Source organism: Syntrophaceae bacterium (assembly GCA_013177825.1).
Classification (GTDB): Bacteria; Desulfobacterota; Syntrophia; order Syntrophales; family PHBD01; genus PHBD01.
Genome location: JABLXX010000012.1, coordinates 26,773 through 52,549 on the forward strand (window position 1 = coordinate 26,773; position 25,777 = coordinate 52,549).

The 25,777-nt window shown below is 49.2% G+C and carries 32 protein-coding genes, 1 tRNA gene and 1 pseudogene; 21 read left to right on the forward strand and 13 right to left on the reverse strand.

The genetic code is table 11. The features are described 5' to 3' along the window. Positions 1–19: 19 nt before the first annotated feature. The 11 genes from HPY65_17915 to HPY65_17965 all read left to right on the forward strand — a co-directional run bounded on the left by HPY65_17915 (position 20) and on the right by HPY65_17965 (position 8,381). On the forward strand, positions 20–379 hold the full coding sequence (locus HPY65_17915) for a hypothetical protein (GenBank protein ID NPU86359.1): 360 nt from the start codon (positions 20–22) through the stop codon (positions 377–379). Next, a complete protein-coding gene (locus tag HPY65_17920; protein ID NPU86360.1) occupies positions 376–984 on the forward strand; it encodes an electron transfer flavoprotein subunit alpha/FixB family protein in 609 nt (202 codons plus the stop codon). Before HPY65_17915 ends, HPY65_17920 begins: the two co-directional genes overlap by 4 nt. 207 nt (positions 985–1,191) lie before the next feature. After that, complete coding sequence (locus tag HPY65_17925; GenBank protein NPU86361.1) at positions 1,192–3,090, forward strand: sigma 54-interacting transcriptional regulator; 1,899 nt, start codon at positions 1,192–1,194, stop codon at positions 3,088–3,090. A 661-nt stretch (positions 3,091–3,751) separates the two neighbouring features. Next, positions 3,752–4,681 carry a MerR family transcriptional regulator gene (locus HPY65_17930; protein NPU86362.1) on the forward strand — a complete coding sequence of 310 codons (930 nt, stop codon included), beginning with the start codon at positions 3,752–3,754 and terminating at the stop codon, positions 4,679–4,681. Positions 4,682–5,207: 526 nt separating this feature from the next. Continuing rightward, positions 5,208–5,429 (forward strand): hypothetical protein, encoded by a 222-nt coding sequence (locus HPY65_17935; protein NPU86363.1) that lies wholly within the window; start codon positions 5,208–5,210, stop codon positions 5,427–5,429. After that, on the forward strand, positions 5,422–5,622 hold the full coding sequence (locus HPY65_17940; protein NPU86364.1) for a hypothetical protein: 201 nt from the start codon (positions 5,422–5,424) through the stop codon (positions 5,620–5,622). The genes HPY65_17935 and HPY65_17940 overlap by 8 nt, the downstream gene beginning before the upstream one ends. Continuing rightward, a complete protein-coding gene (locus HPY65_17945; protein ID NPU86365.1) occupies positions 5,619–6,302 on the forward strand; it encodes a hypothetical protein in 684 nt (227 codons plus the stop codon). The genes HPY65_17940 and HPY65_17945 overlap by 4 nt, the downstream gene beginning before the upstream one ends. Then, entirely contained in the window at positions 6,296–6,619 is a 324-nt protein-coding gene (locus HPY65_17950) for a hypothetical protein (protein NPU86366.1), read from the forward strand. Before HPY65_17945 ends, HPY65_17950 begins: the two co-directional genes overlap by 7 nt. Next, a complete protein-coding gene (locus tag HPY65_17955) occupies positions 6,573–7,352 on the forward strand; it encodes a hypothetical protein (GenBank protein NPU86367.1) in 780 nt (259 codons plus the stop codon). The genes HPY65_17950 and HPY65_17955 overlap by 47 nt, the downstream gene beginning before the upstream one ends. Positions 7,353–7,470: 118 nt before the next feature. Then, the gene (locus HPY65_17960) at positions 7,471–8,169 is read left to right on the forward strand and encodes a hypothetical protein (GenBank protein NPU86368.1); all 699 of its coding nucleotides are present in this window, start codon (positions 7,471–7,473) and stop codon (positions 8,167–8,169) included. Continuing rightward, positions 8,166–8,381, forward strand: coding sequence for a helix-turn-helix domain-containing protein (locus HPY65_17965; GenBank protein NPU86369.1), 216 nt, complete (start codon positions 8,166–8,168; stop codon positions 8,379–8,381). Before HPY65_17960 ends, HPY65_17965 begins: the two co-directional genes overlap by 4 nt. Before the next feature lie 323 nt (positions 8,382–8,704). Here HPY65_17965 and HPY65_17970 read toward each other — a convergent pair whose 3' ends face one another. Further along, positions 8,705–9,583, reverse strand: coding sequence for a hypothetical protein (locus tag HPY65_17970; GenBank protein NPU86370.1), 879 nt, complete (start codon positions 9,581–9,583; stop codon positions 8,705–8,707). 291 nt (positions 9,584–9,874) lie between these two features. Between HPY65_17970 and HPY65_17975 the strand changes: the two genes are divergently transcribed. The 5 genes from HPY65_17975 (at position 9,875) to HPY65_17995 (ending at position 13,081) form a co-directional block, all read left to right on the forward strand. Beyond that, complete coding sequence (locus HPY65_17975; GenBank protein NPU86371.1) at positions 9,875–10,213, forward strand: hypothetical protein; 339 nt, start codon at positions 9,875–9,877, stop codon at positions 10,211–10,213. A 14-nt stretch (positions 10,214–10,227) separates the two neighbouring features. Beyond that, positions 10,228–10,467, forward strand: a complete 240-nt coding sequence (locus tag HPY65_17980; GenBank protein NPU86372.1) for a hypothetical protein — start codon at positions 10,228–10,230, stop codon at positions 10,465–10,467. A gap of 11 nt (positions 10,468–10,478) precedes the next feature. Continuing rightward, a complete protein-coding gene (gene sppA, locus HPY65_17985) occupies positions 10,479–11,741 on the forward strand; it encodes a signal peptide peptidase SppA (GenBank protein NPU86373.1) in 1,263 nt (420 codons plus the stop codon). Positions 11,742–11,784: 43 nt separating this feature from the next. Then, a complete protein-coding gene (locus HPY65_17990; protein NPU86374.1) occupies positions 11,785–12,381 on the forward strand; it encodes a hypothetical protein in 597 nt (198 codons plus the stop codon). Between the two features lie 472 nt (positions 12,382–12,853). Continuing rightward, entirely contained in the window at positions 12,854–13,081 is a 228-nt protein-coding gene (locus HPY65_17995) for a hypothetical protein (GenBank protein ID NPU86375.1), read from the forward strand. 71 nt (positions 13,082–13,152) lie between these two features. Here the strand turns inward: HPY65_17995 and HPY65_18000 are convergent, their stop codons facing one another. The 6 genes and pseudogenes from HPY65_18000 to HPY65_18025 all read right to left on the reverse strand — a co-directional run bounded on the left by HPY65_18000 (position 13,153) and on the right by HPY65_18025 (position 19,078). Then, positions 13,153–13,899: a hypothetical protein gene (locus HPY65_18000; protein NPU86376.1), complete on the reverse strand. Its 747-nt coding sequence runs from the start codon at positions 13,897–13,899 to the stop codon at positions 13,153–13,155. Positions 13,900–13,922: 23 nt separating this feature from the next. Then, complete coding sequence (locus HPY65_18005) at positions 13,923–15,197, reverse strand: NgoFVII family restriction endonuclease (GenBank protein NPU86377.1); 1,275 nt, start codon at positions 15,195–15,197, stop codon at positions 13,923–13,925. Between the two features lie 829 nt (positions 15,198–16,026). Next, a pseudogene (locus HPY65_18010) lies at positions 16,027–16,098 on the reverse strand (nucleic acid-binding protein). Between the two features lie 13 nt (positions 16,099–16,111). Beyond that, entirely contained in the window at positions 16,112–16,576 is a 465-nt protein-coding gene (locus HPY65_18015; GenBank protein ID NPU86378.1) for a hypothetical protein, read from the reverse strand. Positions 16,577–16,763: 187 nt separating this feature from the next. Further along, positions 16,764–17,261 carry a hypothetical protein gene (locus tag HPY65_18020; GenBank protein NPU86379.1) on the reverse strand — a complete coding sequence of 166 codons (498 nt, stop codon included), beginning with the start codon at positions 17,259–17,261 and terminating at the stop codon, positions 16,764–16,766. A gap of 29 nt (positions 17,262–17,290) precedes the next feature. After that, entirely contained in the window at positions 17,291–19,078 is a 1,788-nt protein-coding gene (locus tag HPY65_18025) for an AAA family ATPase (protein ID NPU86380.1), read from the reverse strand. Positions 19,079–19,558: 480 nt separating this feature from the next. On the opposite strand from HPY65_18025, the gene HPY65_18030 reads away from it, so the two are divergent. The 5 genes from HPY65_18030 to HPY65_18050 all read left to right on the forward strand — a co-directional run bounded on the left by HPY65_18030 (position 19,559) and on the right by HPY65_18050 (position 21,915). Beyond that, entirely contained in the window at positions 19,559–19,825 is a 267-nt protein-coding gene (locus HPY65_18030) for a hypothetical protein (protein ID NPU86381.1), read from the forward strand. Continuing rightward, the gene (locus HPY65_18035; protein ID NPU86382.1) at positions 19,815–20,231 is read left to right on the forward strand and encodes a hypothetical protein; all 417 of its coding nucleotides are present in this window, start codon (positions 19,815–19,817) and stop codon (positions 20,229–20,231) included. Before HPY65_18030 ends, HPY65_18035 begins: the two co-directional genes overlap by 11 nt. Then, a complete protein-coding gene (locus tag HPY65_18040; protein ID NPU86383.1) occupies positions 20,228–20,677 on the forward strand; it encodes a hypothetical protein in 450 nt (149 codons plus the stop codon). Before HPY65_18035 ends, HPY65_18040 begins: the two co-directional genes overlap by 4 nt. Before the next feature lie 88 nt (positions 20,678–20,765). Then, positions 20,766–21,836 carry a tyrosine-type recombinase/integrase gene (locus HPY65_18045; protein NPU86384.1) on the forward strand — a complete coding sequence of 357 codons (1,071 nt, stop codon included), beginning with the start codon at positions 20,766–20,768 and terminating at the stop codon, positions 21,834–21,836. A gap of 2 nt (positions 21,837–21,838) precedes the next feature. Then, positions 21,839–21,915, forward strand: a tRNA-Arg gene (locus HPY65_18050). Between the two features lie 158 nt (positions 21,916–22,073). Here HPY65_18050 and HPY65_18055 read toward each other — a convergent pair. The 6 genes from HPY65_18055 to HPY65_18080 form a co-directional block, all read right to left on the reverse strand. Next, positions 22,074–22,853, reverse strand: a complete 780-nt coding sequence (locus HPY65_18055; GenBank protein ID NPU86385.1) for a DUF1295 domain-containing protein — start codon at positions 22,851–22,853, stop codon at positions 22,074–22,076. Between the two features lie 60 nt (positions 22,854–22,913). Continuing rightward, complete coding sequence (locus HPY65_18060; GenBank protein ID NPU86386.1) at positions 22,914–23,669, reverse strand: 1-acyl-sn-glycerol-3-phosphate acyltransferase; 756 nt, start codon at positions 23,667–23,669, stop codon at positions 22,914–22,916. A gap of 27 nt (positions 23,670–23,696) precedes the next feature. Next, positions 23,697–24,101 (reverse strand): DUF2177 family protein, encoded by a 405-nt coding sequence (locus HPY65_18065; GenBank protein NPU86387.1) that lies wholly within the window; start codon positions 24,099–24,101, stop codon positions 23,697–23,699. 166 nt (positions 24,102–24,267) lie between these two features. Next, complete coding sequence (locus HPY65_18070) at positions 24,268–24,840, reverse strand: hypothetical protein (GenBank protein NPU86388.1); 573 nt, start codon at positions 24,838–24,840, stop codon at positions 24,268–24,270. 92 nt (positions 24,841–24,932) lie between these two features. Further along, positions 24,933–25,460 (reverse strand): YeeE/YedE family protein, encoded by a 528-nt coding sequence (locus HPY65_18075; protein ID NPU86389.1) that lies wholly within the window; start codon positions 25,458–25,460, stop codon positions 24,933–24,935. A 129-nt stretch (positions 25,461–25,589) separates the two neighbouring features. Then, positions 25,590–25,777, reverse strand: a 188-nt coding sequence (locus HPY65_18080; protein NPU86390.1) for an HAD family hydrolase, incomplete at its 5' end; no start/stop codon positions are given.

A 25,777-nucleotide genomic window follows, 5' to 3' on the forward strand; every position in this document is an offset into this window, starting at 1 on the left:
CACAAGGAGACGACCGATCATGAATATCGTTGTAGCCATGAAACAGGTGCCGGACCTGAAGCAGATCCGCATCCGGAACCGTGAACCCGTGCTGGAAGACGTTCCGCTGACCTTCGGCGACATCGGGCTGCCTGCCGTGGTCGGCATGCTGGCCGACATCAACGAGCCGAGCATCCCCAGCGTGACCAGAATCCTGAAGGCGGGCCGAAAGCCCAAAACGCTTTACGGCCGGGACGCGTTTTCCGGAGAAGCGGTCGCTCCCTCACCGGTCAGGACCCTGGGCAACCTGGCGCCGGAGCAGGATCGAAAGCGCATCGTCGTCAAGGACGTGCCGGAACTGATTGCCGCCCTTAAGGCGGAAGGCCGCATCGGGAGGTGACCGTCGAACGGTCCGGCGGCGAGCTTCGCGCCGTACGCAACACCCTGGGCGGGGCGACGGAAGCCACGCAGGCCGTCACGAGCGCGAAGAAGGTCGTGACGGTGAGTCCCAAGGCCTATGCGCAGGCGGAGGCCGGTTCGGGCGGTTCCGTCCGCCCCGTGGCCGTATCGGCGCCGCCGACCCGAATGACCGTCAAAGAAAGCAGAAAACTTGGAAAAGACAACATCGACATCGAGGCGGCCGGGGTCATCCTGGCCGTGGGCCAGGGGCTGTCCGACGAAGCCGCGCTGGCCCTGGCGGACGAGGTGGCCCGGGGGCTCGGCGGTGTGCTGGCCTGCTCCAAGCCCGTGGCGACGGACCGCAAGTGGCTGAGCGAGGAGAGGGTCATCGGTCTGTCCGGCAAGCTCTGCAGACCAGAACTCGCCCTGGTCATGGGCATTTCGGGCCAGGTGCAGTTCACCGTGGGCATCCGGGACGCCAAGACCATCGTGGCCGTGAATACCGATGAAAACGCCCCGATGTGTCAGATGAGCGACTACATCCTCGTCTCGGACCTGAAGGAGGTACTGTGTCAGCTCAAGGAAGCGATTGGCAAGGGTCTTTAACTGCACCGCCGCCATCAAGGCAGGTGTCAAGGGAAAAGCCGGTATCCGGATGGATTCGTGTACAGAATGCAAAATATGGCTAATTGCTTTGGAATGCCGGTGGATAATAGGGTATGATCCGTCCCGCGACATCACGGCTGTTCCGATGTTCGTCGAAACAAATCAAATGGTTGCTGATGTTGGATTCTTTGCAAAAGAGAGGCGTCCGTGCGACCAGCGCATTTCCCGTCCGAGGAGAAGCAGCGGTTCATCGCAGAATCGTTAAAAGAGGCCGGGCAGACCGGCCTGGACTGCGGCCTGAGAAACGTTCCGGCCTCCGCCAATGCAATCTATTCAACAGCGGACATATTCTACTGTCTCGAAGAGCTCCTGAAGCAGAGCGTACCGGCCGATCTGCCGTTCAATCTCATCGCCACCGACGCCCACGGCACCGTCCTGACCGTGATCGGCGCCCAGGGGGCGACGCAGAAGCGGATCCAGCGGGTGGAATCCCTCTCTCTTGATCTGTGCGGCACCAACGCCTTCGGCCTTGCCCTCCGGCACGGCGTTCCGTTTACGACCCGGGGAGAGGAAAACTACCTGGCCCTGTTCCGGGACAGGCACTTCTTTGCCGCACCCGTCAAGTGCGACGACCGGATCGATGCCGCCATCGGGTACATCAGCCCGCTCGAAGGCGATTTCGGCACGACGCAGGAGTGGATGGAGCGATTTATCCTGCTGATGGCCGCCAACGCCTCCCAGGAGATCGAGTCGCGGCGGGAACACTCCGAACTGTGGGTCCTCAGGGCCTATATCGAGCGCCTCAGCGACGAGAAGGCCATCTTCGCCGTGGGACCCAACGGGTGGATTCTGCATGCCACCCCCGCCGCACAGCGGATGCTTCACATCGCGCTCACCGACACGAGCCGGCGGGATCATCTTGTGGAGACCCTGCTGCCGGAATGGAACGATTTTCTCCACCGGCAGTCCAAGCAGCTCGCGCGAAAAGAAACGCTCGCAATCAACACCCCCACCATCCAGGCCCGGGCCGAAATCACCGAGGTCGTTCTGCCGAACAAACGCAACGCCGGCTGGATTGTGGAACTGACTTCCTTCCCGTCGGCGGCACGCACCGGCCTGCGCTACGATTTCCTGTCGCTGATCGGTGAGAACAGGGAGTTCAGGCGGTGCGTGAACATCGCCAAGGTCGTGGCCGAAAGCTCCTCCACCGTGCTCATCTGCGGCGAGAGCGGCACCGGCAAGGAGATCTTCGCCCAGGCGATTCATCAGGCCGGTTCGCGAAGGGGGGAGCCCTTCGTCGACATCAACTGTTCGGCCATTCCCAGGGAGCTGATCGAGAGCGAGCTCTTCGGCTACGAGGCGGGCGCCTTTACCGGGGCACGAGCGAAGGGCATGAAAGGCAAGTTCGTTCAGGCCCAGGGCGGGACCATTCTGCTGGACGAGATCGGCGACATGCCCCTGGAAGTCCAGCCCAAGCTGCTCAGGGTCCTGCAGGAGAGGCAGATCACGCCGGTGGGGGGCGGCCGCCCGATCAAGCTCAACATCCGGATCATCTCGTCCACCAATGTCAGTCTGGAGGAGCTTGTCCGGCGGGGACGTTTCCGTTCGGATCTTTTCTATCGCCTGAACGTGGTGGAGATCATGATTCCACCGCTCCGGGAGCGCCTCGACGACATCCCGATCCTGGTCCCCTTCTTCCTGGAGCGTTTTCGCACGCTGCTGCACAAGGATGTCCGCATCGTCAGCGACGAGGCCTACGATCTGCTCTGTGCCTATCCCTGGCCGGGAAACGTGCGCGAGCTGGAAAACGTCATCGAGCATGCCGTGCACCTTGCGGAAGGCATGATGATCGAAAGGGCGCATCTGCCCGAACCGATCGTCTCCGGCCGCGAGTTGCAGGCCGCAAGACGAAGCTGCTCCGGGAATTTCATCAACACCCTGGACGAGGTGGAGAAGAACGAGATCATCGCCGCGCTGAAGCACTACGAAGGCAACATCCGGCAGGCCGCCCAGGCCCTCAAAATCGGCCGCACCACCCTGTACCGGCGCATCAGTGAATACGGACTCCTGGACGATATCCAGCAGTTCAGGAAAGACCCGATCTGAATGGTGAAGCGGCGGCATGCCTCCCGATGCCTTATAACCTGACGCGGGACAATGTCAGCCTGAAAACCGGTTCATTCCCGTAAAACGCACGAAGAACGGGGAGATCCGCGGGATTGCCATGAATAAGCGGTTGACAACGGTTCTGAAAAATGGCAAAAGCGGTTCCTTCTTTGAGCATGTCCGGCCGGAGAGGGGGACCCCGAGCGGGACCCGGAACCGTCGGATGATCGGCGCTTCGGACGGCAGGCATTGAGCGCTTGTTGAAAGCGACCGGAATGACAACAAGGGCGATTAGCTCAGGTGGATAGAGCGTTGGTCTCCGGATTCAATCCGGGCCAACGCTTTTTTGTTTTGTCGTTTTCGCTATCTATCCATTTTCTTTGGTTTTTCCACTGATTTTTCTCTGTCACAAAACATCACCAAAAAGTACACAAAAGTCATTTTTCGCCTACCGAGTCACACCAGATTTCACACCAGGAAAATGGCTGTATAGAGCGTTGGATGCAGAAGCAGATGCTCGGTCAAATCTGAACACCATTTTCACACCACCCCTTCTTATGCCTTGGAATGGATCACAAAATTCTCTTGACATTGGTGTATGTCATAAGTATAGATACGACAAAATTAGATTGATGTGGCATCTTTCATATTGGATTGATTCATGGGCATCACAATCAAAGGAATTGTTCAGGAAATGACGGCCCGCGGTTACAAGGTCACCGCGAGGACAATCCGGCACTATCTGGAAATGGGTCTGTTACCGGAGCCAATCAAGAAGGGAACGTACCTCCACGGCGTGTCCCTCATTTTCCCTGAACCTGAAGAAGCTCTTTCGGCGATTAGCCGGATTTATGAATTGAAAGCCAAAGGTTATAAACTTGCCGACATTCAGAAAACAATCACCTCCGAAAAATGGGAAAATGCAATCGTTGATCAACGCCATAAACTATCAAAATATATTGAGGTAAACGGTAAATATTATCGAGAGATGGATTCTGTTGAAGATCGATATATGCACTTTGTCGATGTTTGGGATGCTATTCATTCAAAAAGTAGTATTTGGTCAATCCGCAAGTTGGCTCTTCCAAAACTTCCGAGAGAAGTCATTGTTGGATTGGAGGAAAAAGGCATATTCCAGCCTACTGAGATCTATAAGGGAAAACAATATTATGATAAGCAACACTATTATATACAATTGATCCCCTGTATAGGTCTTGTTAGAGATGACTTTAACATAGATTTCTTGGCCTCATTATTTAATCAACATCAGCGCAATTTAGACAAATATGTATATTGGCCTGAAGTCGATAATATCAGATATTCCATAGAGTCAATCAATTACATGAAAAGGTCTATGCTGAATTGGTTTGGCTTTTCCCTTTCAGATTATCTCGGGTTTCTTAATAATGTTAATACAAAACGGGATTTCAAAAGATATGAAGAAGCCATTCATGACATCTATCCCAATACGGAAGATTTTATTGATAATTTCCTGAAAGGAAATTGCGCTTTCGTCCCTTGGGTTAAAATGTGTAGTGGATTAGCAAATCTTGATATGTACCTTAATGTGTACCTGAAGAAATTTGACTAAGTAATTGTAGGAATTAGGTGCGGGAAATGAATCAAATAGACAAGCAATTATTAATAACGGAATGCATTGAAGAAGACAAGATCATCTTGTCTGAGTCGGGCAAATTCCCTAAAAAGCTAATAATTATAGGAAAAGGGAAAAAGAGCGAATATCGGCTTACAAGAACACAAGCCGGTAAGTATCAACTGAACAAGTAAATAAATCGGCAAGCCAGCCAAGGCGAATCTGTTCTAACCGGCAGCCAGCCAGCCGAAATGCCCCATCTCAAAGTATGGGGGGTTTCGGCTTTTTGTTTTTCTGGGGGTGGCATGAACAACGGGAAGATCGTGTTGTGGAACATTCAACAGACGTCTGCATTCCTAGATCGTTCTCCGGGGGCAGTCCGAAATTTGGTCCTCCGAAGAGGAATCCCGTTCAGGAAGGTCGGCGGAAGGCTGATGTTCGTTGAGGACGAAATCATTTCATGGGTCCAGGACTCACCCGGGATAACCGCCGCAGAATTGAAAGCGAGAAGGGAGCGACGTCAATGAGCAGGAAGAATCGAATGCAGGGGAAGAACCATGACGACAGCCTGGGCATTTACCTATCCTTCAGTCGGTCGGGATTCCTACGCGGGGTCTTCTTCTATTCCAACACAGATCTCGAGCACCAAACCTTGGAAAAGGCCCTGTGCCGCCTGACCAAGCAGGATCACTTCGGGTGGATCCGACGACTCTTCAAGAGGGAGGGAGGAGAAAGCCATGTTTAAACCGAACCGGAAGTTCAGGCGGGATTACGACCGCATGTTCAAAAAGGATCCCCAGGCCGCGAACATGCTCCTGATGTTGTGTGAGCTTGCCAATGAGAATGGAGAGGTTGTCATGGACGGACCATGTCCGGAAGAGGAGATCGCACGTCTCATGTCGGTCAGATTTCCTAATCCCAGGAGGTACAGTCTGTGAACCGGGGCTATGTCCGCCTGTGGCGTAAGTCCCTCGATGCAGGCTGGATCAGGAACCACAAGCTATGGGCCTTCTGGACGTGGTGCCTTCTGAAGGCATCCCACAAGGAGTTCGACGCCATTGTGGGCTTGCAGGTCGTCCACCTGATGCCGGGTCAGTTCATCTTCGGATTGAAGAAAGCATCGATGGAAACGGGGCTCAGCATACAGGAAATCCGCACTATTATTGACTTCCTGAAGAGGACCGAAAATTTAACAATCAAATCAACAAACAAATATTCGATAATTACCATTATAAATTGGAATACTTACCAATCTGACATCCTTGAAAGCAACACGCAAAGCAACAAACCACTAACAAACAAAGAACAACATACAAACACAAAAGAAGTAAAATCTTTTTCGTCGGACTCTGCCGAGCTCCGACTTGCAGAGCTTCTTCACCAGAAAATTCTTTCCCTACTTCCCGGTTTTAAACAGCCAGACCTTCAGCGATGGGCCAGGGACATCGACATGATGATCCGCGTCGACAACCGGAGCCCCGAAGACATCAGGCGTGTCATCGAATGGTGCCGGTCAGATCCCTTCTGGCAAAAGAACATTCTCTCAACAAGCAAGCTGCGGAAACAATTCGATCAGCTGCGGGCGAAGATGCCTGAAGAGAACAGGGCCTCATGGTGATGCTGACCGCCCAGGAATGGAAAGACGTCGAAAGATACGACCGCATGACAGCGGCAAAGGTGCAGGAACACCAGAAGCCGGAGGACATTGATCCCGTCGCCCTGCACTATACGCTGATGATTAAGAGTCACATGGAGGAGATCACTTTCCAGGCGGCAGAGATCGGGGCCCTGTCACGGATCAAGACAGCGTTCCGCAAGGAAGGCCGGATCATTCAGTTTTGCGATTATTTCATCCGTATCGCGGATGCCATGATGGAGGACGCATCAAATGCAGTCGAGAAGATCAGAGCCGAGAAAAAATCTTGCCGAGTATGACGGGGAAGACCGGATCGTTTCCAGTCGTGAGCTATGGGTGCACCTGTCCCGGGAGAAAGAAGCCCTCTATGTCAATGCAATGAGCGGTATCCCCGGAATTGATCGGGCATGCCAGGGTTTCCAGGATGGGGAACTCGTCGTGATCTCTGGCCCAACGAAGAACGGCAAGACTCTGCTCGCTCAGACAATCACGGCCAACATGGCGCGGACCGCCACATTCCCGCTGTGGTTTTCCTTCGAGGTGCCCGCCCGTCAGTTCCTGTCACAGTTCCCGCAGATCCCCATGATCTACATGCCCGCAAAGCTCAAGCCTCGAGCTCTGGATTGGTTCGAAGAGCGTGTCATGGAAGGCATGGTGAAGTATGGAAGCCGCGTTATTTTTGTCGATCACCTCCACTACCTCGTAGACCTTGCCAAGCAGAAGAAATTTGACATCGAGATCGGCGCCATCATCCGCAGGCTCAAGACGCTGGCTGTGTCGAACAATCTGGTGATCTTCCTGCTCTGCCATACAACCAAGGGAAAGCATGATGCCGGTTTGTCCTACGAATCAATCCGGGATTCATCGTTCATCTCTCAGGAATCCGATTGCTGCATCATGGTCAAGAGAACACCGGAGAAGGGCGAAGCACGGGCCAGGGCAAGGGTGGAGTTCCACAGGCGCACAGGAGTTATGGAACGTGTGATCGAGCTTAAGAAAGTCAACGGTTATCTGGTCGAGGTGGCGGCATGACCTGCATGCCAGCGGGTCCTTCCCAGAACGACCGATGATAGGGGTCAAGACAGCCCGTTGATCCCCTGCGTTCAAAGTTGAAAATTCATTGTAACTTAAATTTTCACCGGAGCAGCAAATGGACGAAAACGTGATTAATCGCCTCATGAAGGCCGGGAAGGTGGCCAGGGTGCGGGCTTATCAGAATTTGATTGAGATGATTCGCGCAGGCAAGCCGCTGAAGCCCTCAGAAATGAAGCTCATGGAACGCTTGGAAAGGGAATTAAGCCCCTCGCCGGTCGACGGTGAAGGGGAGAAACCGCCGGAGCGGATCGATGGAATGCAAGCGGCTGCCCTCTATGTCGGCAGTTCCAGGCGCATGTTGAGCTATCACATCAAGAAGGGACACCTTCGGCAGAATCCGGACGGGAGCTTTGACCGATCGGAACTTGATCGGTTCCTCGAGAAGTATGGCCGGAAGACGGAAGAGCCGGGCAGCCTGGGTGAGCAAAAGGCGGCTGCGGATCTTCGCTTTCGTCTTGCCAAGGCGACTTCTGCAGAAATGAATCTTGCCAGAGAACAGGGTGAGCTCATTTCCCGTGACGAGGTCCAGATGGAATGGTCCGCCCGGAACATCGAACTGAAAACCGCCCTTCTGGCCTGGGCGAACAAATTACCGCCGTTGTTGCACGGTCGAGACAAGCGGGAGATAGGCACCGTTCTGCGGGATGAAGTTTATTACCTGTTAAGCAGATTTTCCCGGACAGGCCGATGGACGCCGCAGCCATCAAGAAACATCCAGGGGAAGAAGGCCAGAAAGGAGATGCGAAAACGATGAAGCGAAATTTTCGGATTGATGAAGCCGCAGATGTTCTTGGGACAAGTAGAAGAACAGTTTATCGTCTTTTGATGACCGGCGAGTTGGTCGGGTTTAAGGTTAGATCCTGCCTCAGGATAACCCATGAAAGCTTAAATTCGTATCGGTGCCGACAAATTGAAAAGTACCAAGAAGATAATGCGATAGATTTGTCGACTACGTCAAGCAATTAATCAAAACAAGATATTATTATGCATTCCGCAATCATACATCTAATAATTGATCAAGACATCTATTTCATTTCGACATTTAGGGCATCTGTACGTCTGTTTTGCTCCCTTTAGGTATCTTCCAGCGGAACCATCATATCCACTGTCATCAACACAATAAGAAGATCCGCTCGCTATTGATTGATTGTATAAAGAGCCATCTATAGTGCTAGTAACATGAACTTCACCACTTGCTTCAGAAGATGTAGTAGGCGTTGGTATATTCTCTACCCATTCCATATTAGAACCACATATCCTACATTTATGACCGCTTTCTCCATACATTTCTATTCCTCCACACATTCTCTAGATTCTTTTTCAAAATTAAACTCCCTTGCAGATTTAGCACCAATTTCCTTTGATACTTGAACAACTATTGAGAAATCACTTTCACCATATTCATCAACGATTTTTTCACAGTTATCGAACAAATGGAATGCTGCCCCAGCTGTACCCATATCACTAATTCCTGCTACGATGATAATTACCCTACCTTGATGGTTCAGATTTGAAACTTTCGTAATTATTCCATAGTCATACCGAGGAGAATTTTCTATATACTTATAGTAAGAGTCATATTTCTTAATTATAGCTCTGCCATTTTTTGAAAAATAGTAGTCAAATACATCTCTATGACTTTCCATCAGAGATCTTGTAACTCTATTAGTTAATCCTCCAATTGATATAAAGTTACTAGTATAGTAATCGTTCACATTTTCAAAAGATCTAACAAGCCTAATCTTGTCATATGGTTTTCTTGCTTTGAGCAACAAATTATATAAATATGGTAGAGCTTCTGCATCACCTGATCCAATCAAACGACTTGTAGCGACAACATAATGCCCCTTGTAGTCCTGCAGGCTTTTTTCAGTAATATCTCTCTTGAATTCTGTAATAAATATTATGCACTCGTCTCTTGATTCAAACATGGGGCCTAGCAATTTACTTAATTTTGCGGATAAGTATATCTTTTTTGCCCATGGGATCGTAAATTCATATATAATAGAAAACACTACGCTTAAGAAAGCTCCAAAGACAACCCAAAGAAACATGGATTCTTTAATAGATAAGCTAATAACAAATCCAAATGTAAATCCCCAAAACAAAAAGCGGTATCTTTCATTTCTGGCAGTTTCATAGATTTTTATAAACAATTTCTGATTCATAATGATTTATTTCAGAAATATAAATTGAGGTATTTTGTATTCAGTAGCGATTATGATTATCGTTATTTCTCGAAAATGTATCTCAGAATTAATTTCTGATTACAGTAGGAAGCGGACGTTGTCAATATTTTGTGTCCACGTGTGCCTGGGTGTGCCTGGGTGATTCGACATCTTCCCACCCTCCCCTGTATCCTTCCTGCCGTGATTATCTGATCTCCTTTCGGGTCCTGGCCGGTTGATGCCCCCGCCGGCTGGGACCCCCAGGGGAAACGAACTAAACGGAGGTGCAAAATGGATCGACCGAAGACGTTTGAAGTAGCCGTGGCGCTGATTATGGGCCGAACAGGGAAGAACAAAGTTTCCGCGATGGAAGAGGCGCGGGACAGCTACCCCGACCTTTTCCTGGAATTCTCGGCCAGGATGAAAGCGGGCGGGCCTGATTATTTCGCGGCCCTGGGCATCGAGGGAAAAGAAACAACGTTCGAACAGGCCGTCAGCAGCCACTACCAGACCGGCAAGAGCAAAGCGGACTCGGTGAAGGCTGCAATGCAGAGCCATCCGGAGGCATACCAGAAGTACCTGCTCCGCCTGAGGAACGGTGAGCATGTCCGGTTCGATCTTAACCGGTGAGGAGGTCCACAGCCATGATCAACAACGACGTTGCCGAACTTCTCCGAGGTCCCGTCACACGAACCCGGGAGATTTTGGATGAAGTAAAGCGGATCCGGACGAAGCCGTTTCTCACCGAGGATGATTACCGGCGGCTGGCGGAATTGAAAGTTGAAATGCTCGAGCTCTCCCCCCCGGGACGCTTTAGCTGGTTGAATACAAAGCCGTGTATCGACATCTGGGCAGAGTTGATCCGCCTCAGCGAAGGAGCGTGACAGGAACGACAATGGAAGCCACCGATTTCAGCAATGGTCAGATTTGGGGAATCCTTCCGGACAACCTGGAAATACTCATTCGGAGTTACCTCGACATTCGGGACCGCAAGGATTTACCCGCCGAGGCGGCCCGGTACATCGCTTCCGGGCCGAGTACTGAAGAGAAGCCTTACACGATGTTGAACGGGGCGGCGGTAATCCCCGTCAACGGCACAATCACGAAACGGGCGTCCTTCATGTCCATGATCTACGGCGGTGCATCGGCTGCAGGAATCATCCATTCCCTCAAGACCGCCCAGGCGGACCCGGAAGTGAAGGCCGTCGTCCTGTCTATCGACTCCCCCGGGGGAACCGTCAGCAGTGTTGAATCCCTGGAAGAAGCGGTCCGGAACGCCGATGCTGTCAAGCCGGTCGTGGCCTTCGGCAACGGCATGATGGCGAGCGCGGCCTACTGGATCGGGAGCGCGGCCCGGTCGGTGATCGTGGAGAACACGGCCCAGGTGGGAAGCATCGGAGTCCTGATGGTCCATTACGACTGGTCGGAGAATGACCGGAAGATGGGGCTGAAGAGGACCTTTGTTGCCGCAGGTCGTTACAAGGCCATGGGCAACGATGCCGAACCGCTTTCGCGGGAAGCCAGGGACGAGATCGAGGCGCAGCTAAACCACTATTACAGCCTTTTCGTGGATGCCGTGGCCAGGAACCGAAAGACCGATGTGCAGGCGGTCCTGGAAGGCATGGCGGACGGGCGGGTGTTCATCGGGAAACAGGCCGTTGATGTCGGGTTGGCGGATCGGACCGGCAACATCGAAGCGGCTGTCAATACGGCCCTTGTCTTTGCCGCAGGGAGCGGCAGCAAGGGGGGAATCTCAACCAAGGTGGAGCGGGCAGTGGAAACATCGATCACCGGTACCGAAGCGGGCAAGACCGAACGGCAGCGGATCATGGGGCTGGCAATGCACCATTTAGGCGAGGAGGACGGAAAGAGGTTCAAGATCCTTGTGGAGTCCGGCGTCACCGTCGAACAGTACGCGACGGTTCGGCAGGCCACCCCGACACCAGCTGCTTCTGCCCAGACCGAAGAGGATAGGACAATGGCAAGAATGCTGGCCGCGCTGAAGGAGTCGAGAACGGAACAGGGTGGAAAAGATTTCATAACCCTGGTTGCGGAAACCGTTGTCGCCACAAATTGCAGCCGGACGGAGGCCATGAAGCAGGTCATCAAGGCGAACCCGGAGGCCCACAAGGCATACCTCCGGAAAGTCAATGTGTGATCATCAAATGCCACTACCGAGAAGAAAGGGGCAGTCAATGGGTATGAAAACGATGGACATGGAAACCTTGATTAAGCAGCGGACGGAACAGCTTCTACAGCAGATGCTCGGCACCTTTGACGACGATGTCAAGGCCGCTATCGCTGAGCTTGAAATGGTCGAAAACAGGATAGCGAGGTGCAGAGAGAAAATCTCGGCATGCAAGGAACGGCATACGGCGGAGAAGAAGAAGCTGGATCAGATCCGGACATACAACTTGGATGCGATCATCGAGGGTGACAGCGAACAGGAGTACGCGGAAGCCGCTTCACGGGAAGGTGAAATCGCCTCGCGCGCTGGCGGGTATAAGCGGATTGTGGAAGACTTGGAAGATGCCCTGCTCCGCCTGGAACAGGATCGCGAAGAAGCCCGTAATAAAATTTCCCATCTCGTCTCGCCGAAGGTTTCTGCCATCAAAGCCGAAGTTAAGGCACGCCTGGACCAAATCATGAAAGAATCGGTTTGGGCGGAACTTCAGGCGTGGGATCGGGCCTGTTGGGCCGTAGACAAGGCAAGCAGAACGAATGGCGACGTTGCCAACCACTGTTCCTTGCTACTGTTAACACCCACAAAAGCCAGGGCTCATATCCCGCCGTATTGATCCCCCCTGGGGATTCCCGCGGATGCATGCTTACCGATGCAACAGAGGCGGCAAGAAAAGCGAAAGCCCGGACCATGTTCCCTGCATGGCCGGGCTTTCTGGATCGCGTTTCAGAAAGGGAGACCGGGACCATGAAGGAGGTACGTCCAGGCGAAACGGATCCGAATCAATTGAAACTGAAACCGGCATTTCAGTCAAGGTGCATCAACGAAGGTGCCCGTTAAAATTTTGTCATGGACCAGGAGCATGGACGGCCATTTCGGACGCTAGAAATGGTTTTCTCTTCCCGGACGGGTGTAGAGTCATCCCAGGGGGAGAAAATCAATTCTAGGCCGGATAACTCCCACCCAACACCCCTACTTGTCGATCAATGAAACACCCCTCACGTCAACATCACCGATCCAAGCGACCCATGATCACAAAGGCGGAACTCCCAGAGATTATCCGTAGGGAACCTTCCCTGCATGGAGAGGTGGGCCTGTGGCTTTATCTGCTCCTGGACGTGATCGAGACCCTACAGAAGGAACCCCGGACCTGCCAGGACCGCGAGGATCAGGAGTTGGCCCGGAGGTTCGTTCAGGAACGGGGCGGGATTTTTGACCATATGGCGGAGATTCTGGGGCGTGAACCAGAGGATTTGCGGGAAATGGTGTCGAGGATTTATGGAAAGACGAATTTGACAACGATGTTGAACAAGTAATTCTCATTTATTCTGATGCGTATGTCACTTCTTGATGCACAGACCAATAAGAATTTTCATTTATCCCGTTATTACCAATAGGTAAAAGTTACCGGTTTGGGCATAGATATTGCCGCTTTTTTACTTGTATTACATTTTTCGCATGTCAATTGGAAGTTTGTAGGATCATTTGTGCCTCCTTGATGTAATGGAATTATGTGATCATAATGTAATCCATGTTGCGACATTGGGGTCAATAATCCTGTCAAATCCCTTCTACATATTTGGCAATGACCTTTATCTCTATGATATACAGCATTTGTCAACCATTTTGGCAAATAATTAAGACGCGACAATACCCCATCTTTCTTAAATATTTTAGGGTTGTCTTCTTTCTTCATTTTCTTTACCACGCTAGATACTATCATCTGAAACCTAAAAAGACATTCATGATCCGAGAACAGAATATGAAATGCCGGTTCCGCGATTCTTTCCATTATTATCTCAAGTAGTTCATAAGCATCATCCCTATGATCATGAAACTCGTTCTCGTTAAGCCAAGACGGTATATCTACCTCAGCATCACGGCACATTTTTCTAAATTGTTCGATATTTTCTTCTCCTGTATGACGCATAATCCACTCCCAATCATTACAACCCACCTCCGTTATAAAGGTGTGCAATAAAGTCTTCTTTTTCGGTAAAGCAATCCTGTCGAGAAATTCCAAACTCGAAGGATCAAAATAATCTTCGATATATTCTTCTGATTTGTTGTCATCAACCATTGAAGCAATGCGGGCGATAAATTGATAGGCAAATGTAAATTTTAATTCCTTCATTATGAACTTTCCTCATTACCTAGTCATAATTGACGAACATCAAATCCCAAATATCTCAATACCTTTGTAGTACGAGAATTCACCACAGGTAATTCTTCTTTATTTTGCCATCCGATCAATTCTTGGACATTTGCTTGTCCAAATACATTAAGTTTATATTCAATATCAAATATTAACTTTGCCATTCTTTCGATTACATCTTCTTTACCAAAAACCAGATAAGATAGACTGCTCTTAATTTTATCAATTTTATTCTTTCCAAGAAACTCATTCTTAAGTGTATCTAAACCTCCATCAAAATATCTTAAACGATCATGAAATGAATGTAACGTGCACAGAGCATGAAACATCTCATCCGGTGTGGACTTACATATAGAGTCTTCTGAATCGAACACTGATAATAATCTCGGATAATTTTCATTAACAATTGTATTTTCAAAATATAGCCTAGGAGTTTCGTGCCATTCTTCTATCAGTTCTCTAATTTGTTTTATTTGCTTTTCTCCCGATATAATGGGTGTTGTTTCCCACTTGTCTTTTTTGGCATGTGCTTCCCTTACAAAGCTAATAAAAGAATCGATCTCTAATCTTAATGGTATATGTTTTTCATCTACTTTCCTTGCACCCACATTCTCATATACAGAACGCACGGCGCGGAATGCATTAACCGTTTCTTGATATGTTTTTCTGTAATCTTCGATAAATATATTCTCTTTTGTTTTATTTTCTTTATCCCTCGTTATATTTGAAAATATTACCTTTCCTATGTATTTTTGAACCTTTTCTTCAAGCCTCGATTCATCACCATTTAATGATTTATATTGGTTATATATATCATCATATTTCTTAACGATGTCTTTGGTTAGAACATTTGCCTCTGCCCAATATTCAGAAAAAACATCTAGAAGTTGACTGAATACATTATCTTCGGGATCTATTTGTATCATGATTTCTTGGTTAGTGAACATCGCCGATTTTGTCAAATTCGCTGAACCAACCAAAGCTCCCGACGATCCAAATATGTATAGCTTAGGATGAAAGGTTCTATCAGAATAGAATCGTGCTTCAACACGTTCCATTTTTAATAAATTTTCCAAAGCATATGGTAATGTTGGGTATCCAAGTCTCACAATTATTCTAATATTACAACCTCTTTTGTTTAATTCTTTTAAGATGTCTGTGTCAGTGAGAAATGCAACGGCAATATTAATTGTATCGGTCTTACGCATTAGATTATCAATTCCATTAAAAATGAAATCACTGCGTAACTTATTGTTAGTGTAGATTCGTAAATTCATTACAGAAGCCTTCCTTATTATTTATTCAGTCCTGCCCTGGCTCACCAATCAGATAATCATCCTGATTGATATAGTCCTACTGTTATAAACGAGGCACAGGGATTTGACTGATTAATAATCTATCATTACCGTTTTGAAAATACCCTGTTTCATTAATCTGCTTGAGTACATCAGTCGACTTTTTATCACACATCTTCACCAGATAATTTAAGATGTTCTCCGTTGCACCATCCCCTCTTCCATACATAAGCGAAAAGTTGTCTGGCAAGTAAACATCACGAAATAAAGCTCTTTCTTTGTTGTTATATAATGTGTGATTGTCAAGATCATGATCCGACACAAGGGCATATTTTTTCGGCCTGTTAGATGGCTGATTGTTGATTCTTGCTATTGCGTTTATCCAACTGAATTTTTCAGGTGACAACTCATTCGGACAATTACGAAATATAATTGCACCCTGCCACTGAAAATCTGCAAAGAAACGGTTATTTTCGGATGTGGGGCGAACTATGCAATGAACGATTCCAGCTACTGATATTCTGTCACTTCCAATTTCTCGGGTGTTCGTGTCGATTGATATGATCATTTCCATCGAGGACAGATGTCTCATAAGATCGGCTTCATTAGGAATGACTTTGTCTTGGATTCGTGAAGTTACCTTCTCCTTTCCTGAACTCGATTCATAATGAATTTGAGAATATGTAACAGAAGGCTTTATCAATTGATCATCATAAGTTAATCCAGTTAACTCCATTTTATCTTTATCGTAATAAAATCCATGAAGAGGTTCAGGTGAACCTATAATTATCGTTCGTGCCCGCGGTTTTCTATCAAGACAGCATTTCTTATATTTAAGTCCACTTCCACAAGGGCAAGGTTTATTTCTTCCAATTTTAGTCATAATTACTTAATAATCAATGTCCCAACCAAACATTTGGTATGTACTTCTCGTGATTTCTTTTACCAACATCAGACATATTACTGACATAAGTATACCCACTTGCATTAACTAAATGTATTCTTGGTTTTAGCTCATTGCTAAAATCAATAACTCCTGTAATCTCCGAGCTTCCATATTTATCATTAAGAGGACGGCATTTAATTCTGTGTACATTTCTCGAAACTATGGCCTTTTCAAGAACTATAAATAGATATGGTTCAACATGAATGATGCCGACAATCGGATTAAATGTTACTAATTGAAGAGATTTGTTGGAATACTCTAATTTCCCCATAATGAAGTCGTCTTCATTAATTGTGACCGCTATTTTTATACTGTAGTCTGAATCAGAATTCAGAATATTTTCTGACCATGCCTGTGTACCAAGCAGGCAAAGCATACAAATATAAATAATGCCTAGAACACTCTTTTTTTTCATCTAGTCTTCCTCCGATATTGACGAGTATTTCAGGTGTTCTGACATTCGGAATGCCTATCCAAGGTGATCAGGTGGCAGTACCACTCGTTGAAGCTCTTGGCGTCCTGCCCTGGCTCACCGATCAGATCATCATTCTTCAGGCCAAGGGCCTGCCGGGCTTTCATGGAAGTGCTGAAGGGCATAGTATTTATTGAAGCCTCATAATGCCCTGTGGGGCAATCGAGTTCTCATCACATAAGAGCCATATTTGTTTAAATGGATTCACATTGGGAATAACAATTTGTTTCTTGTGTTTTCGATAGTCAGTCAGTGACCATAACATAAAGGCATTTCGTACAATTAACCATGTAGGTGAAAACTGATAAGTCTTTGACGATTTTCCTGCGAGAATATTATTAAGAGAACCCAGTGCGCGCACATCTAAGTGTGTTAACCGACGCATTTGATGTAATTTTTCAGGGAAGTCTTTCATCTTGCGATTCCCTAGACGCACGGCCGCTTCCACACCCGTTCCATAGCTATGTGCCACTTCAATTCCAATTTCTTTGTTATTGAGTCGACAAATGGTGTCAGGAAATGGCGGTTGGCATTGACGAATAAAATGCAGTAACCTTTTGTGCTTACAGTTGTATATCTTAACAAAGTTGATAACGGCATGATATTCAAGCTTGTCTTTCTGTTTCATTGTATAATGCGAACTGTAACGGTTATCGACTACGCATAGATTGTATTAATTTTATCTCGGAGGGAATTCTCTATAGAGAATCCCTCTGTTTCAACATGTGTAAGAGTTGCATATGGCTTGTTCTTTTTGCTGGGATCTGCAATTCCAAGTTCCTCCTCTATATCGTTTATCAATTCGATACATTGGCCCAATGTTTTGTCGATCTGTGAATTGATCCGTTTCGATACTTTATCCGCTGCTGCTATTGCATCAGCTGACTTGCCCGGTTGGTGATCTTTGTCGTAAACAACAATGTAAGGGAGATTAAACTTATTGAGAAGCTGGATATAGTTTGGCATTGAGTCTTTCGATCCACAGTCTATAAGCGTGTAGTCATGTCTAAATATACCCAGCCTGTGGGCCAGCAAAGGGAGGACTGTTTTATCTGTTGGACCTTCAAGAAGAATAACCTTTCGAGCAAAGAATAGCTCTCCGCGATCAGGATTGATCCAATAGGCAATGTTGAATAAATCTTTCTCTTTGGGGTCGGGAAAAAGTTCTTCTACGCATTGAAAAGTAGTTGTTCCTTCCTCAACACTATTCTTTCTAACGATGCAGATTGAACGATAACGATCAAGATTAATAAAAGAACTTGAATGGGTGCAGATTAAGACCTGGCTTTCAGCCTTGGATAGTTCAACTACGGAATCAAAGAGTTCTCTCTGTGCTTGTGGGTGAAGATAAAGTTCTGGTTCTTCTAAAATGAAATATGAGGATCTGGACGCCTTACGAGAAGTTCCCCCATCCTTGTTCTCTTCTTGTGAATCTTCCCGATCTTCCTCCTGAATCGCTAGTTTTGCAAGAGATCGAACGAGAGCAAAGATTAACGCCCGCTGTAGGCCCTGTCCTTTTCGCCCGACATTAGTTCTAATTCCATCGTCAACCCAAACTGTCGCACCGACTTTAAATATGTCATCAAGATCCGGTGGAGTTATTTCTACATCTATTGTTGCGGCCCAGTTACGTAATTCATCGGCAAGAGATTTCTCAAATGATGTTAACTCAATCGGTCTAGCCTCATTCTCTGTACCATCTTCGTTGACTCTGTTTAGTATTCTCATGAGTGATGCTATTCTTTCTTTGGCATCGCTAAATTCTTTGTTTGTCTCTGACATTTTATTTATAACTCTTGCATAGAGTGCACTGAAAACGGACCTTCCTCTTGTGCTGAGATCTTCTTCAGCCTTCTTCACTGACGGCACAAAATAAACCTCTCCAAAAATACCTTTAGCTACATTTTTGGCTCCAAGAAAAGGACCTTGTTCAAGCTCATACGAAAATATCAAATTATCCCGGTTATTCTCAATATATCTTTCTTGTGCTTCCCTGAAAATATCCTTTGTAATACGGCCCCCTCCGGGAAGTAGTTGAGCCAATGGCAACTTTTCTGCATCTTCACGCTTCGCATATGCAGCAATGTTGGCTTCTTTAAGCCAATCTTCCATTGGAGTTTCTGTGTAGCCATGATAAGAGGAAATTTGTTCTTTGGTTGCAACCTTTTGAACTCTGATTGTATTGTTGGCCGTCACATATTTCTTAAAAGTTGTTCTGTCTGAATTATCAAGGTCACCAAATAAGACTTCAACAAACAACTCTTTGGTGTCTTTTTTAAAATCGAGGTCATCTAGCCCTATTTCACCGAAGAAGAATAACAAAGCTGATAAAATATTAGACTTCCCATGGTTATTCTGACCAATGAATATCATTAAATCTTGGACAGAAAGTTTTATGTTTCCAATAGAACGCCAGTTTTGAATAATTACCTCTCGGATCTTCATTGTTCTCTCCTTTTGGCAGGAATGAACCTTTGAACTATAACATTACCAAAATCCATTCCTTTCCAGTAGCAATGTTTAAGAATCGGGAGATAATAGAGTTTAGAGGAGCCTGACAACAGGAAGAAGAAAAGACCTGACGGATTGTCGCCTTTACCACGGTTCCCCCCTATGACAAGGCTGATTACCGCATGAACGGAAACAAAAATCTCCGGCATAGTCAAGTGTTTTGTCATTAGCATACTACGAGGATGGTCTATATCCATCCAGGTAATCTCACCCCTCCAACTCCCCCTTGACATTCTCTGCCGCTTTGGTATCCTGCTGGTGCTAAAATTTCATCCGGAAGGCCATCCGTTAATGGCTATTTCTGTTTTTGCCATAAACACAAATTTGCTCGTGGAATCCGTCACTCGCAAGAGCCGGGGGGCTTGATGAAGCCTTAGCAATTCCACGAGCATTTTTCGTTTATGGGGGACCTCAATGCTAGAACAGAAACAAGAGCGGTTGGAGGTGTTGCAGGATCAGGCGTTAGCAGCGGTAGGGAAGAAGCTGGACGACCTGGAAGACGTGATCGGGAAATTCCCGGCGGTCACCGATGAAGAGCTTGCGGATCTGGAAGTGGAGGTTGATCCGGAGGCCTTGGAACGGCTGATCGAATCGGTCCGGGAATGGGAGAAGGAGGTTGACGAGCAGATTGAAAACCTCCTGAACGTACTGGACGGAGGAGGTGACGGCGATGCGAAATGACAAGCTGTCACCGGCCGAGGAAATCAGGGAACATGGAAAGTCCGCCCAGGGCAGAAAGGAATTGATCAGGCACCTGGACGGCGACAGGCTGACCGCGAGGGAAGCCATCTTAGCCAAGTGTTACGACTGCTGCGGGCGCTTTGTAGACGGCAAGGAAGACTGCCGGGTGACCCGTTGCCCCCTTCACCCCTTCATGCCCTATCGAGAGTCCCAAGAGGAGAAACCGAAACGGGAGATTTCAGAGGAGCGACGTCAAGCAATGAGAGATCGGATGCAAAAGGTGCTCAATGCGAAGCGTCAGAATACCCCTTGTTTGCTCCCGCGCATGACAAATTGTCATACGCTAGAGATTTTCTCCCCCCAGGATGAAGGATCGGTCATGTCGAAGGAGGTGAGGGCAAAATGATGCAGAAAACGAAGCGGGAAATGCCGGTGGGGAAACTGGCGCGGAGAGTCCGGGAACTGAAGGCGGAATTGGCCGAGGAAAAGAGCCGGACAGTCGACGACATGGTGGAGGCCCGGAACTTCGGCGGGGCATGGTACGGGAAACCCTACGCCCTCCAAGACGTGATGCACGGCGAGAGAATGGAAGAGCTTGGCCACCTGTTCGCGGAGATGAAGAAGGCGGGCATGGTGCCCAGGGGCGAGGACCCGAAGAAGTCACCGGACTTCGCCTTCTGTGAACAGATGTTCGCCATGCTGGAATATCTGATCATGAACGCGCCCAGGGTAATGGATTCCCTGTTGGCCTTACAGATCCGCGCCATGAAGGCAGAGTTGTCGGCATTCCAGGTGCAAGGGGTTGCCAACGCCGGTACAGATGAAGTATCGTTCCGCGGGCAGATCGTTTAACCACGGCTGATTCTGAAGGCCAGGGGGTGTGTGACAAGCCCGCTCCCTGGCCCTGCAGAAACGAACCGAAGAGATATGAGGTGACCGCATGGGCGTCTACAAGCGAGGGAAAAGCTGGTACGTCGATTTCGTCTATGATGGCCAGAGGTACAAAGAAAGCGTCGGCCCCGTCAACAAGACGATTGCCAAGGAAAAGCTGACGCTCATCAGGGAACAGGTTATCCGGGGCAAGTACAAGCCGAAGCCCCTCAAGGTCCCGTTCGACAAGTTCAGCGAGCAGTACCTGAAGTTCTCCAAGGACAATAAAAAACCCTCCTCGTCCCTCCGGGATGAATCTTCCATGAAGCACCTGAGCCGGTATTTCTCGGGGAAAAAGCTGTCCGAGATAAGCCCGTTCCTGCTTGAGAAGTACAAGATGGACCGGAAGAGGGAAGGTGCGATGGAGGCAACGATCAACCGGGAAATGGGGTGCATGCGGCATATGTTCACCATGGCCGAGAAGTGGGGTAAAGCCCAGGGCAACCCGGTCCGGCAGGTGAAGTTCCTGAAGGAGCCCAAAGAGGCGGATCGGATCCTCTCGGCCGAGGAAGAGGAACGGCTGTTGGAAGTGGTCCGGACCGGCGCGAAGTCAAAGCACCTCGAGGCGATCATCATTACGGCCCTAAACACCGGCATGCGGAAAAGCGAGATCCTGAACCTGAAATGGGACAACGTCGATTTGAATAACCGGGTGATCACCGTAGAGCACACGAAGAACGGGGAGATCCGCAGAATCCCCATGAATAAGCGGTTGACAACGGTTCTGAAAAATGTCAAAAGCGGTTCCCGTTTTGATTACGTATTCTCGGAGGATGGAAAGCCCTACGGAGATGTCAAGACGGGTTGGTGGGCGGCCCTCCGGAAGGCGGGTATTGACAACTTTCGGTTCCATGATCTCCGGCATACTTTCGGATCGCGCCTGGGGATGGCCGGGGTGGACATCAAGACCATCCAGGAGCTCATGGGGCACAGGGACATTTCGATGACCATGCGGTATTCACACCCCACTTCTGAGCACAAAATGAAGGCCGTCGAAATTTTGGGATCGAGTCACACCAATTTTCACACCAGGGCATCTGACGGGGAAAACAGGAAGGTCGTAAGTATCCGAAAAGATTAAAAGGGCGATTAGCTCAGGTGGATAGAGCGTTGGTCTCCGGAACCAAAGGCCCCGCGTTCGAGTCGCGGATCGCCCACCACTAATAAAAACGAGGGGTTAGACGTTCCGTCTGATCCCTTGTTTTTTGTTTGAAAAATACTAAAGCTCCCTTCTGATCTGAAGTTTGAACATATCTTCTGAGAGAAAGGCTGAATCGGTCTTCTTGATGAATGCTAACTTTTAAGAATTCATAACAGGTCAAGAATCTTTAGGAAACCAGGGAATGAATACGCTGGTCCTTTTTCGATATTCTGCAAATGAAGGATTTTTCTCCATCAGTTTTTCTGTCATTGGTATGCCCGAGACAAAGATGATCAGGAAAGTGATCGTTACAGGACCAAAGAAGGATATCCATCCCCAAGGCGCCGACAGTGCAATCATGTAAATGCCCCACCACATAACGACCTCACCGAAATAGTTGGGGTGCCTCGAATAACGCCACAGGCCGCGGTCCATAATGATCCCCCTATTGCAGGGATCCTTCATGAATCGGTCCAATTGCCAATCCGCGACAGCTTCGAAACAGAAACCCACCACCCAGACAAGCACGCCGAATCCATCCATGAGTGTCAGGGTAGCCGCATCACCCGCATTGATGAAGAGCACGGAGGAAAGGTTCAGAAGCATCAGGAATCCCTGCAGAATGAATACCTGGAAATAGCTCCGCACGATAAAGGAACGGCCCCATTCTTCCCTCCATCGTCGGTATCGAACGTCTTCCCCCTTCCCGTGGTTTCGGAAATAAATGCGGCTGGAGAGCCTCACTCCCCAAATCAGGACAAATACGTTGGCGATCACCTGCCGATTCGTGAACTCACCGAAGAGCAGGAGCGTTGTCCAGGACACAAGGACAAAACCCATGCCCCACGCCACATCGGCGATGCTGTTGTCATGGCGTTTTAAGGCCACGAAAAAGAGTGCGGTCATGTAGATGAATACAAGCAAGGCCGCGAATCGGATGGTTTCTGCGATTTCCATTTCGTTTCCTTGTGCACAGGCCGAACGCGATGCAGTTTCACGGGCGGCAGGTAAGCAACGTCACGCTTCGAACCGGGCATGACGGTCGATACCCTGCTGGATGACGCCCCTCACGTGCAGGATGAAATCGTCAAGGCGGTCTTCCCCGTATTCATCGCCGGACAAGGGTTTGTGGACGACCAGCGTGACACGGCCGGGAAAAAGGTTCAGCGTTCCGGGTGGCAGGATGTGCCTCGTGTCGACGATGGAAACCGGAAGCACCGGGATTCCGAGGGCCAAAGACATGGCAAAGGCGCCTTTCTTGAACTCCCGCAATTTTCCGTCGCGGCTTCTCGTGCCCTCGGGAAGCATGATCACGGAAACACCATTCTTCAGGATTTTTCCTGCCCCCGCCAGGCTTTCGTGGGCCGACCTCCCTTCGCTCCGGTCAATGTAGATGTTGCCGCCCAACTTCCCGGCGAGGCCGAACAGAGGTATCCTGCGCAGTTCCTTCTTGATGACCCAGCGGGCATCGATTCCCAGATAACCCCAGAGGACAAAAATGTCATAGGAGCTCTGGTGATTCGCAACGACCACATAGGACTGACCTTTTTGGATGTTCTCCCTGCCGACGAGGGTGACCCGCATGGGGGTTATGAAACCGTTGAATCGTGCCCATCCGCGGCCGGCGATACGATTTCCAGCGTCCGGACCGAACAGGGCGATGATCGGCATGCCCAGGAGGATGAAAGAGACCGTCGAAATGACGAAAAGCGGCAGGTAAACAAGCCACTTGTAGGGCTGGTAAAGGATGCGGAGGACTCTTCCGTTCATCATGGGGCACTCCTCCGGAGGACGGGGGGCTCACGCCATAACCCACTTTCCGATGAAGAAGCTTGCCGCGGCGACGGTGGCGGTGAGCACGATGCCCCAGGCGATGTCCACGAATACGACGTTGAGAGGCCAGTCCTTCAATGTCGCCAGGTTGGTAAGGTCATACGTGGCATAGGTGAAAAGACCGAAAAGACCTCCCGACACAATCGCCTGTCTCAGGGAGCTTTTTTCAAGGGCCGGCATGGTCGCAAAGATCAGGATGCCTGCGATGTACAGGAGGTAAAAGAGAAAGGCTGCCACCCAGTTGACATCCGGGCGAAGAAGGTGGCCCAGATTGTTGCGGTAGAAGCCCTTGGCCACGAACCCCAGCCAAATCATGTCAATTGCAAAAAAAACCGGCACTGTCAGCAGATAGAGGTATATCAGGTTTTTCATCGCTTCCTCCCCGTTCCCGGCCATGAAATATCCGTGATTTGCAGCAGGTAATGCAGATAACCGCTACATATGGAGTTTTCGATCTTTCCGGGTTTCACGGACCCGTATGCCTATGTTGAGTGCGCCGCCATTCGGCACCCATGCGAACAGGATAAATACACCCGCGTCATCTGCCGGTATCCGGCCAGCGCTGCGGCACTTTCTTCAACTTGTCGATATTGTAACCCTGAAGGGACACCTCCTCCACAAGCCTCTTGTAATCCTCGTCGGGAATCGCTGGTTTCCGCGCCATGATCCACACGTAATCCCGTTTGGTGCGACTGATGATTGTACGGGTATATCCTTCATCGAGGTAAGTAATCAGATATTCTGCCTTGATTGGCCATAAGAACTGCATCCCCCAAACGGCGTTGCTTGCCTTGTCATGGATGAACCCCCGCGGCCTGTATGTTTTCAACTGGCCTTCAAACGAATCCTGACGGAACGTGAACGTTGTGGCAATGGTTCCGTCCGGGTCGAGCTTATAGCTCTCCACTGCGTTGTGAGCCCCTTCTTCAATAATGGTTGGAATGCTCGCAATGACATACCAGTCGCCCATGAAGCGATTTATGTCGACGTATGTCACGGCCTTAATCGGCGTGAGTTTGGCACTGCAACCTGAGAGAAATAGTGCTGCCAGGAGTGCGCCGATTATCTTCTTGGCAACAGACCCTGCAACGATGTGATTGAGTCTTTTCATGACCATCCTCGTCAGTGAGTGTCGGACCAATTGTCTTTGCCGGCAAAGCCAACTCGAATGCAGGCAGGAACGTGCGGCCATCTTCCGGATCTTTAAAGCCCTTTCTTCTCGAACAGGCCGAACATTCCAAGGAAGGCGGCGATCAAGACAATGATGACGATCCAGTGGCTGATTCCCAGGACGCCCGGGACCGTGATCTTTCCATAATTGCCCCACGTCAGGACCGTTTCCTTGAGGAATGGAAAGGCCTCTGCATAAATAGCCGCCCCGAGGACCATTCCCGCCAGGCCGAAAAGGCTGTCGTAGCGCCCCTCGCCGAGGGCGGCTGCGCCCGTGGTGGGACAGTAACCTACTATGGCCCAGCCGATGCCGAAGATCAGCCCGCCCAGTATGTTTGCCCCCAGGATTGTGGTCTTGATGGAAAGTTTTACCATACCCAGGTCCAGGAGTAGGTAAATCCCGACCATTGCAACCAGGATGGCGCTTAACATGAACTTCACGATGGTCATGTCCTTCAGGCGCATGGCCTCCAACTGTTTATCGTAACGGATGACCTGGGCCTTCTGCATGATGAACCCGAAACGGAGGCCCGTGACGGCTCCTGTCAACAGTTCGTTCATCGTCACTCACCTCCTCGTCGTTGTCCGGTTCCAAAAGCTACATTCCAAGCCTGTCTTCGGCTCGGTTCCCACATGATGCCGAGACGCTTTCGTTGCCGCTCTAATCTATCACTTCCCCGGGATTCCGCGTCAGGAACGCGCTGCGTTTCTTGCCTTCTTTTCGAGGCCGATCGCCAGGTAAATCCCGAATGAGATGAGAAGGATCATCCCCCAGTCACGGGCGGAAATGGGAGCCGTCTGGAAGAGCCGGTTCATGACGGGTGTGTAGGTAAACAGCATCTGGAGGACCACCATCACGGCGGATCCGACCAGGACCC

Coding starts and splice junctions, on each gene's coding strand:
- HPY65_17955 (NPU86367.1), top strand. CDS start 6,573: ATGCAGTCGAGAAGATCAGAGCCGAGAAAAAATCTTGCCGAGTATGAC.
- HPY65_18020 (NPU86379.1), bottom strand. CDS start 17,261: ATGAAACAGAAAGACAAGCTTGAATATCATGCCGTTATCAACTTTGTT.
- HPY65_18060 (NPU86386.1), bottom strand. CDS start 23,669: ATGATGAACGGAAGAGTCCTCCGCATCCTTTACCAGCCCTACAAGTGG.
- HPY65_17915 (NPU86359.1), top strand. CDS start 20: ATGAATATCGTTGTAGCCATGAAACAGGTGCCGGACCTGAAGCAGATC.
- HPY65_17950 (NPU86366.1), top strand. CDS start 6,296: ATGGTGATGCTGACCGCCCAGGAATGGAAAGACGTCGAAAGATACGAC.
- HPY65_17975 (NPU86371.1), top strand. CDS start 9,875: ATGGATCGACCGAAGACGTTTGAAGTAGCCGTGGCGCTGATTATGGGC.
- HPY65_18065 (NPU86387.1), bottom strand. CDS start 24,101: ATGAAAAACCTGATATACCTCTATCTGCTGACAGTGCCGGTTTTTTTT.
- HPY65_18015 (NPU86378.1), bottom strand. CDS start 16,576: ATGAAAAAAAAGAGTGTTCTAGGCATTATTTATATTTGTATGCTTTGC.
- HPY65_17965 (NPU86369.1), top strand. CDS start 8,166: ATGAAGCGAAATTTTCGGATTGATGAAGCCGCAGATGTTCTTGGGACA.
- HPY65_18000 (NPU86376.1), bottom strand. CDS start 13,899: ATGAAGGAATTAAAATTTACATTTGCCTATCAATTTATCGCCCGCATT.
- HPY65_17935 (NPU86363.1), top strand. CDS start 5,208: ATGAGCAGGAAGAATCGAATGCAGGGGAAGAACCATGACGACAGCCTG.
- HPY65_17930 (NPU86362.1), top strand. CDS start 3,752: ATGGGCATCACAATCAAAGGAATTGTTCAGGAAATGACGGCCCGCGGT.
- HPY65_17940 (NPU86364.1), top strand. CDS start 5,422: ATGTTTAAACCGAACCGGAAGTTCAGGCGGGATTACGACCGCATGTTC.
- HPY65_18035 (NPU86382.1), top strand. CDS start 19,815: ATGCGAAATGACAAGCTGTCACCGGCCGAGGAAATCAGGGAACATGGA.
- HPY65_18055 (NPU86385.1), bottom strand. CDS start 22,853: ATGGAAATCGCAGAAACCATCCGATTCGCGGCCTTGCTTGTATTCATC.
- HPY65_18005 (NPU86377.1), bottom strand. CDS start 15,197: ATGAATTTACGAATCTACACTAACAATAAGTTACGCAGTGATTTCATT.
- HPY65_18025 (NPU86380.1), bottom strand. CDS start 19,078: ATGAAGATCCGAGAGGTAATTATTCAAAACTGGCGTTCTATTGGAAAC.
- HPY65_18040 (NPU86383.1), top strand. CDS start 20,228: ATGATGCAGAAAACGAAGCGGGAAATGCCGGTGGGGAAACTGGCGCGG.
- HPY65_17980 (NPU86372.1), top strand. CDS start 10,228: ATGATCAACAACGACGTTGCCGAACTTCTCCGAGGTCCCGTCACACGA.
- HPY65_17990 (NPU86374.1), top strand. CDS start 11,785: ATGAAAACGATGGACATGGAAACCTTGATTAAGCAGCGGACGGAACAG.
- HPY65_17960 (NPU86368.1), top strand. CDS start 7,471: ATGGACGAAAACGTGATTAATCGCCTCATGAAGGCCGGGAAGGTGGCC.
- HPY65_18030 (NPU86381.1), top strand. CDS start 19,559: ATGCTAGAACAGAAACAAGAGCGGTTGGAGGTGTTGCAGGATCAGGCG.
- HPY65_17970 (NPU86370.1), bottom strand. CDS start 9,583: ATGAATCAGAAATTGTTTATAAAAATCTATGAAACTGCCAGAAATGAA.
- sppA (NPU86373.1), top strand. CDS start 10,479: ATGGAAGCCACCGATTTCAGCAATGGTCAGATTTGGGGAATCCTTCCG.
- HPY65_18070 (NPU86388.1), bottom strand. CDS start 24,840: ATGAAAAGACTCAATCACATCGTTGCAGGGTCTGTTGCCAAGAAGATA.
- HPY65_18045 (NPU86384.1), top strand. CDS start 20,766: ATGGGCGTCTACAAGCGAGGGAAAAGCTGGTACGTCGATTTCGTCTAT.
- HPY65_18075 (NPU86389.1), bottom strand. CDS start 25,460: ATGAACGAACTGTTGACAGGAGCCGTCACGGGCCTCCGTTTCGGGTTC.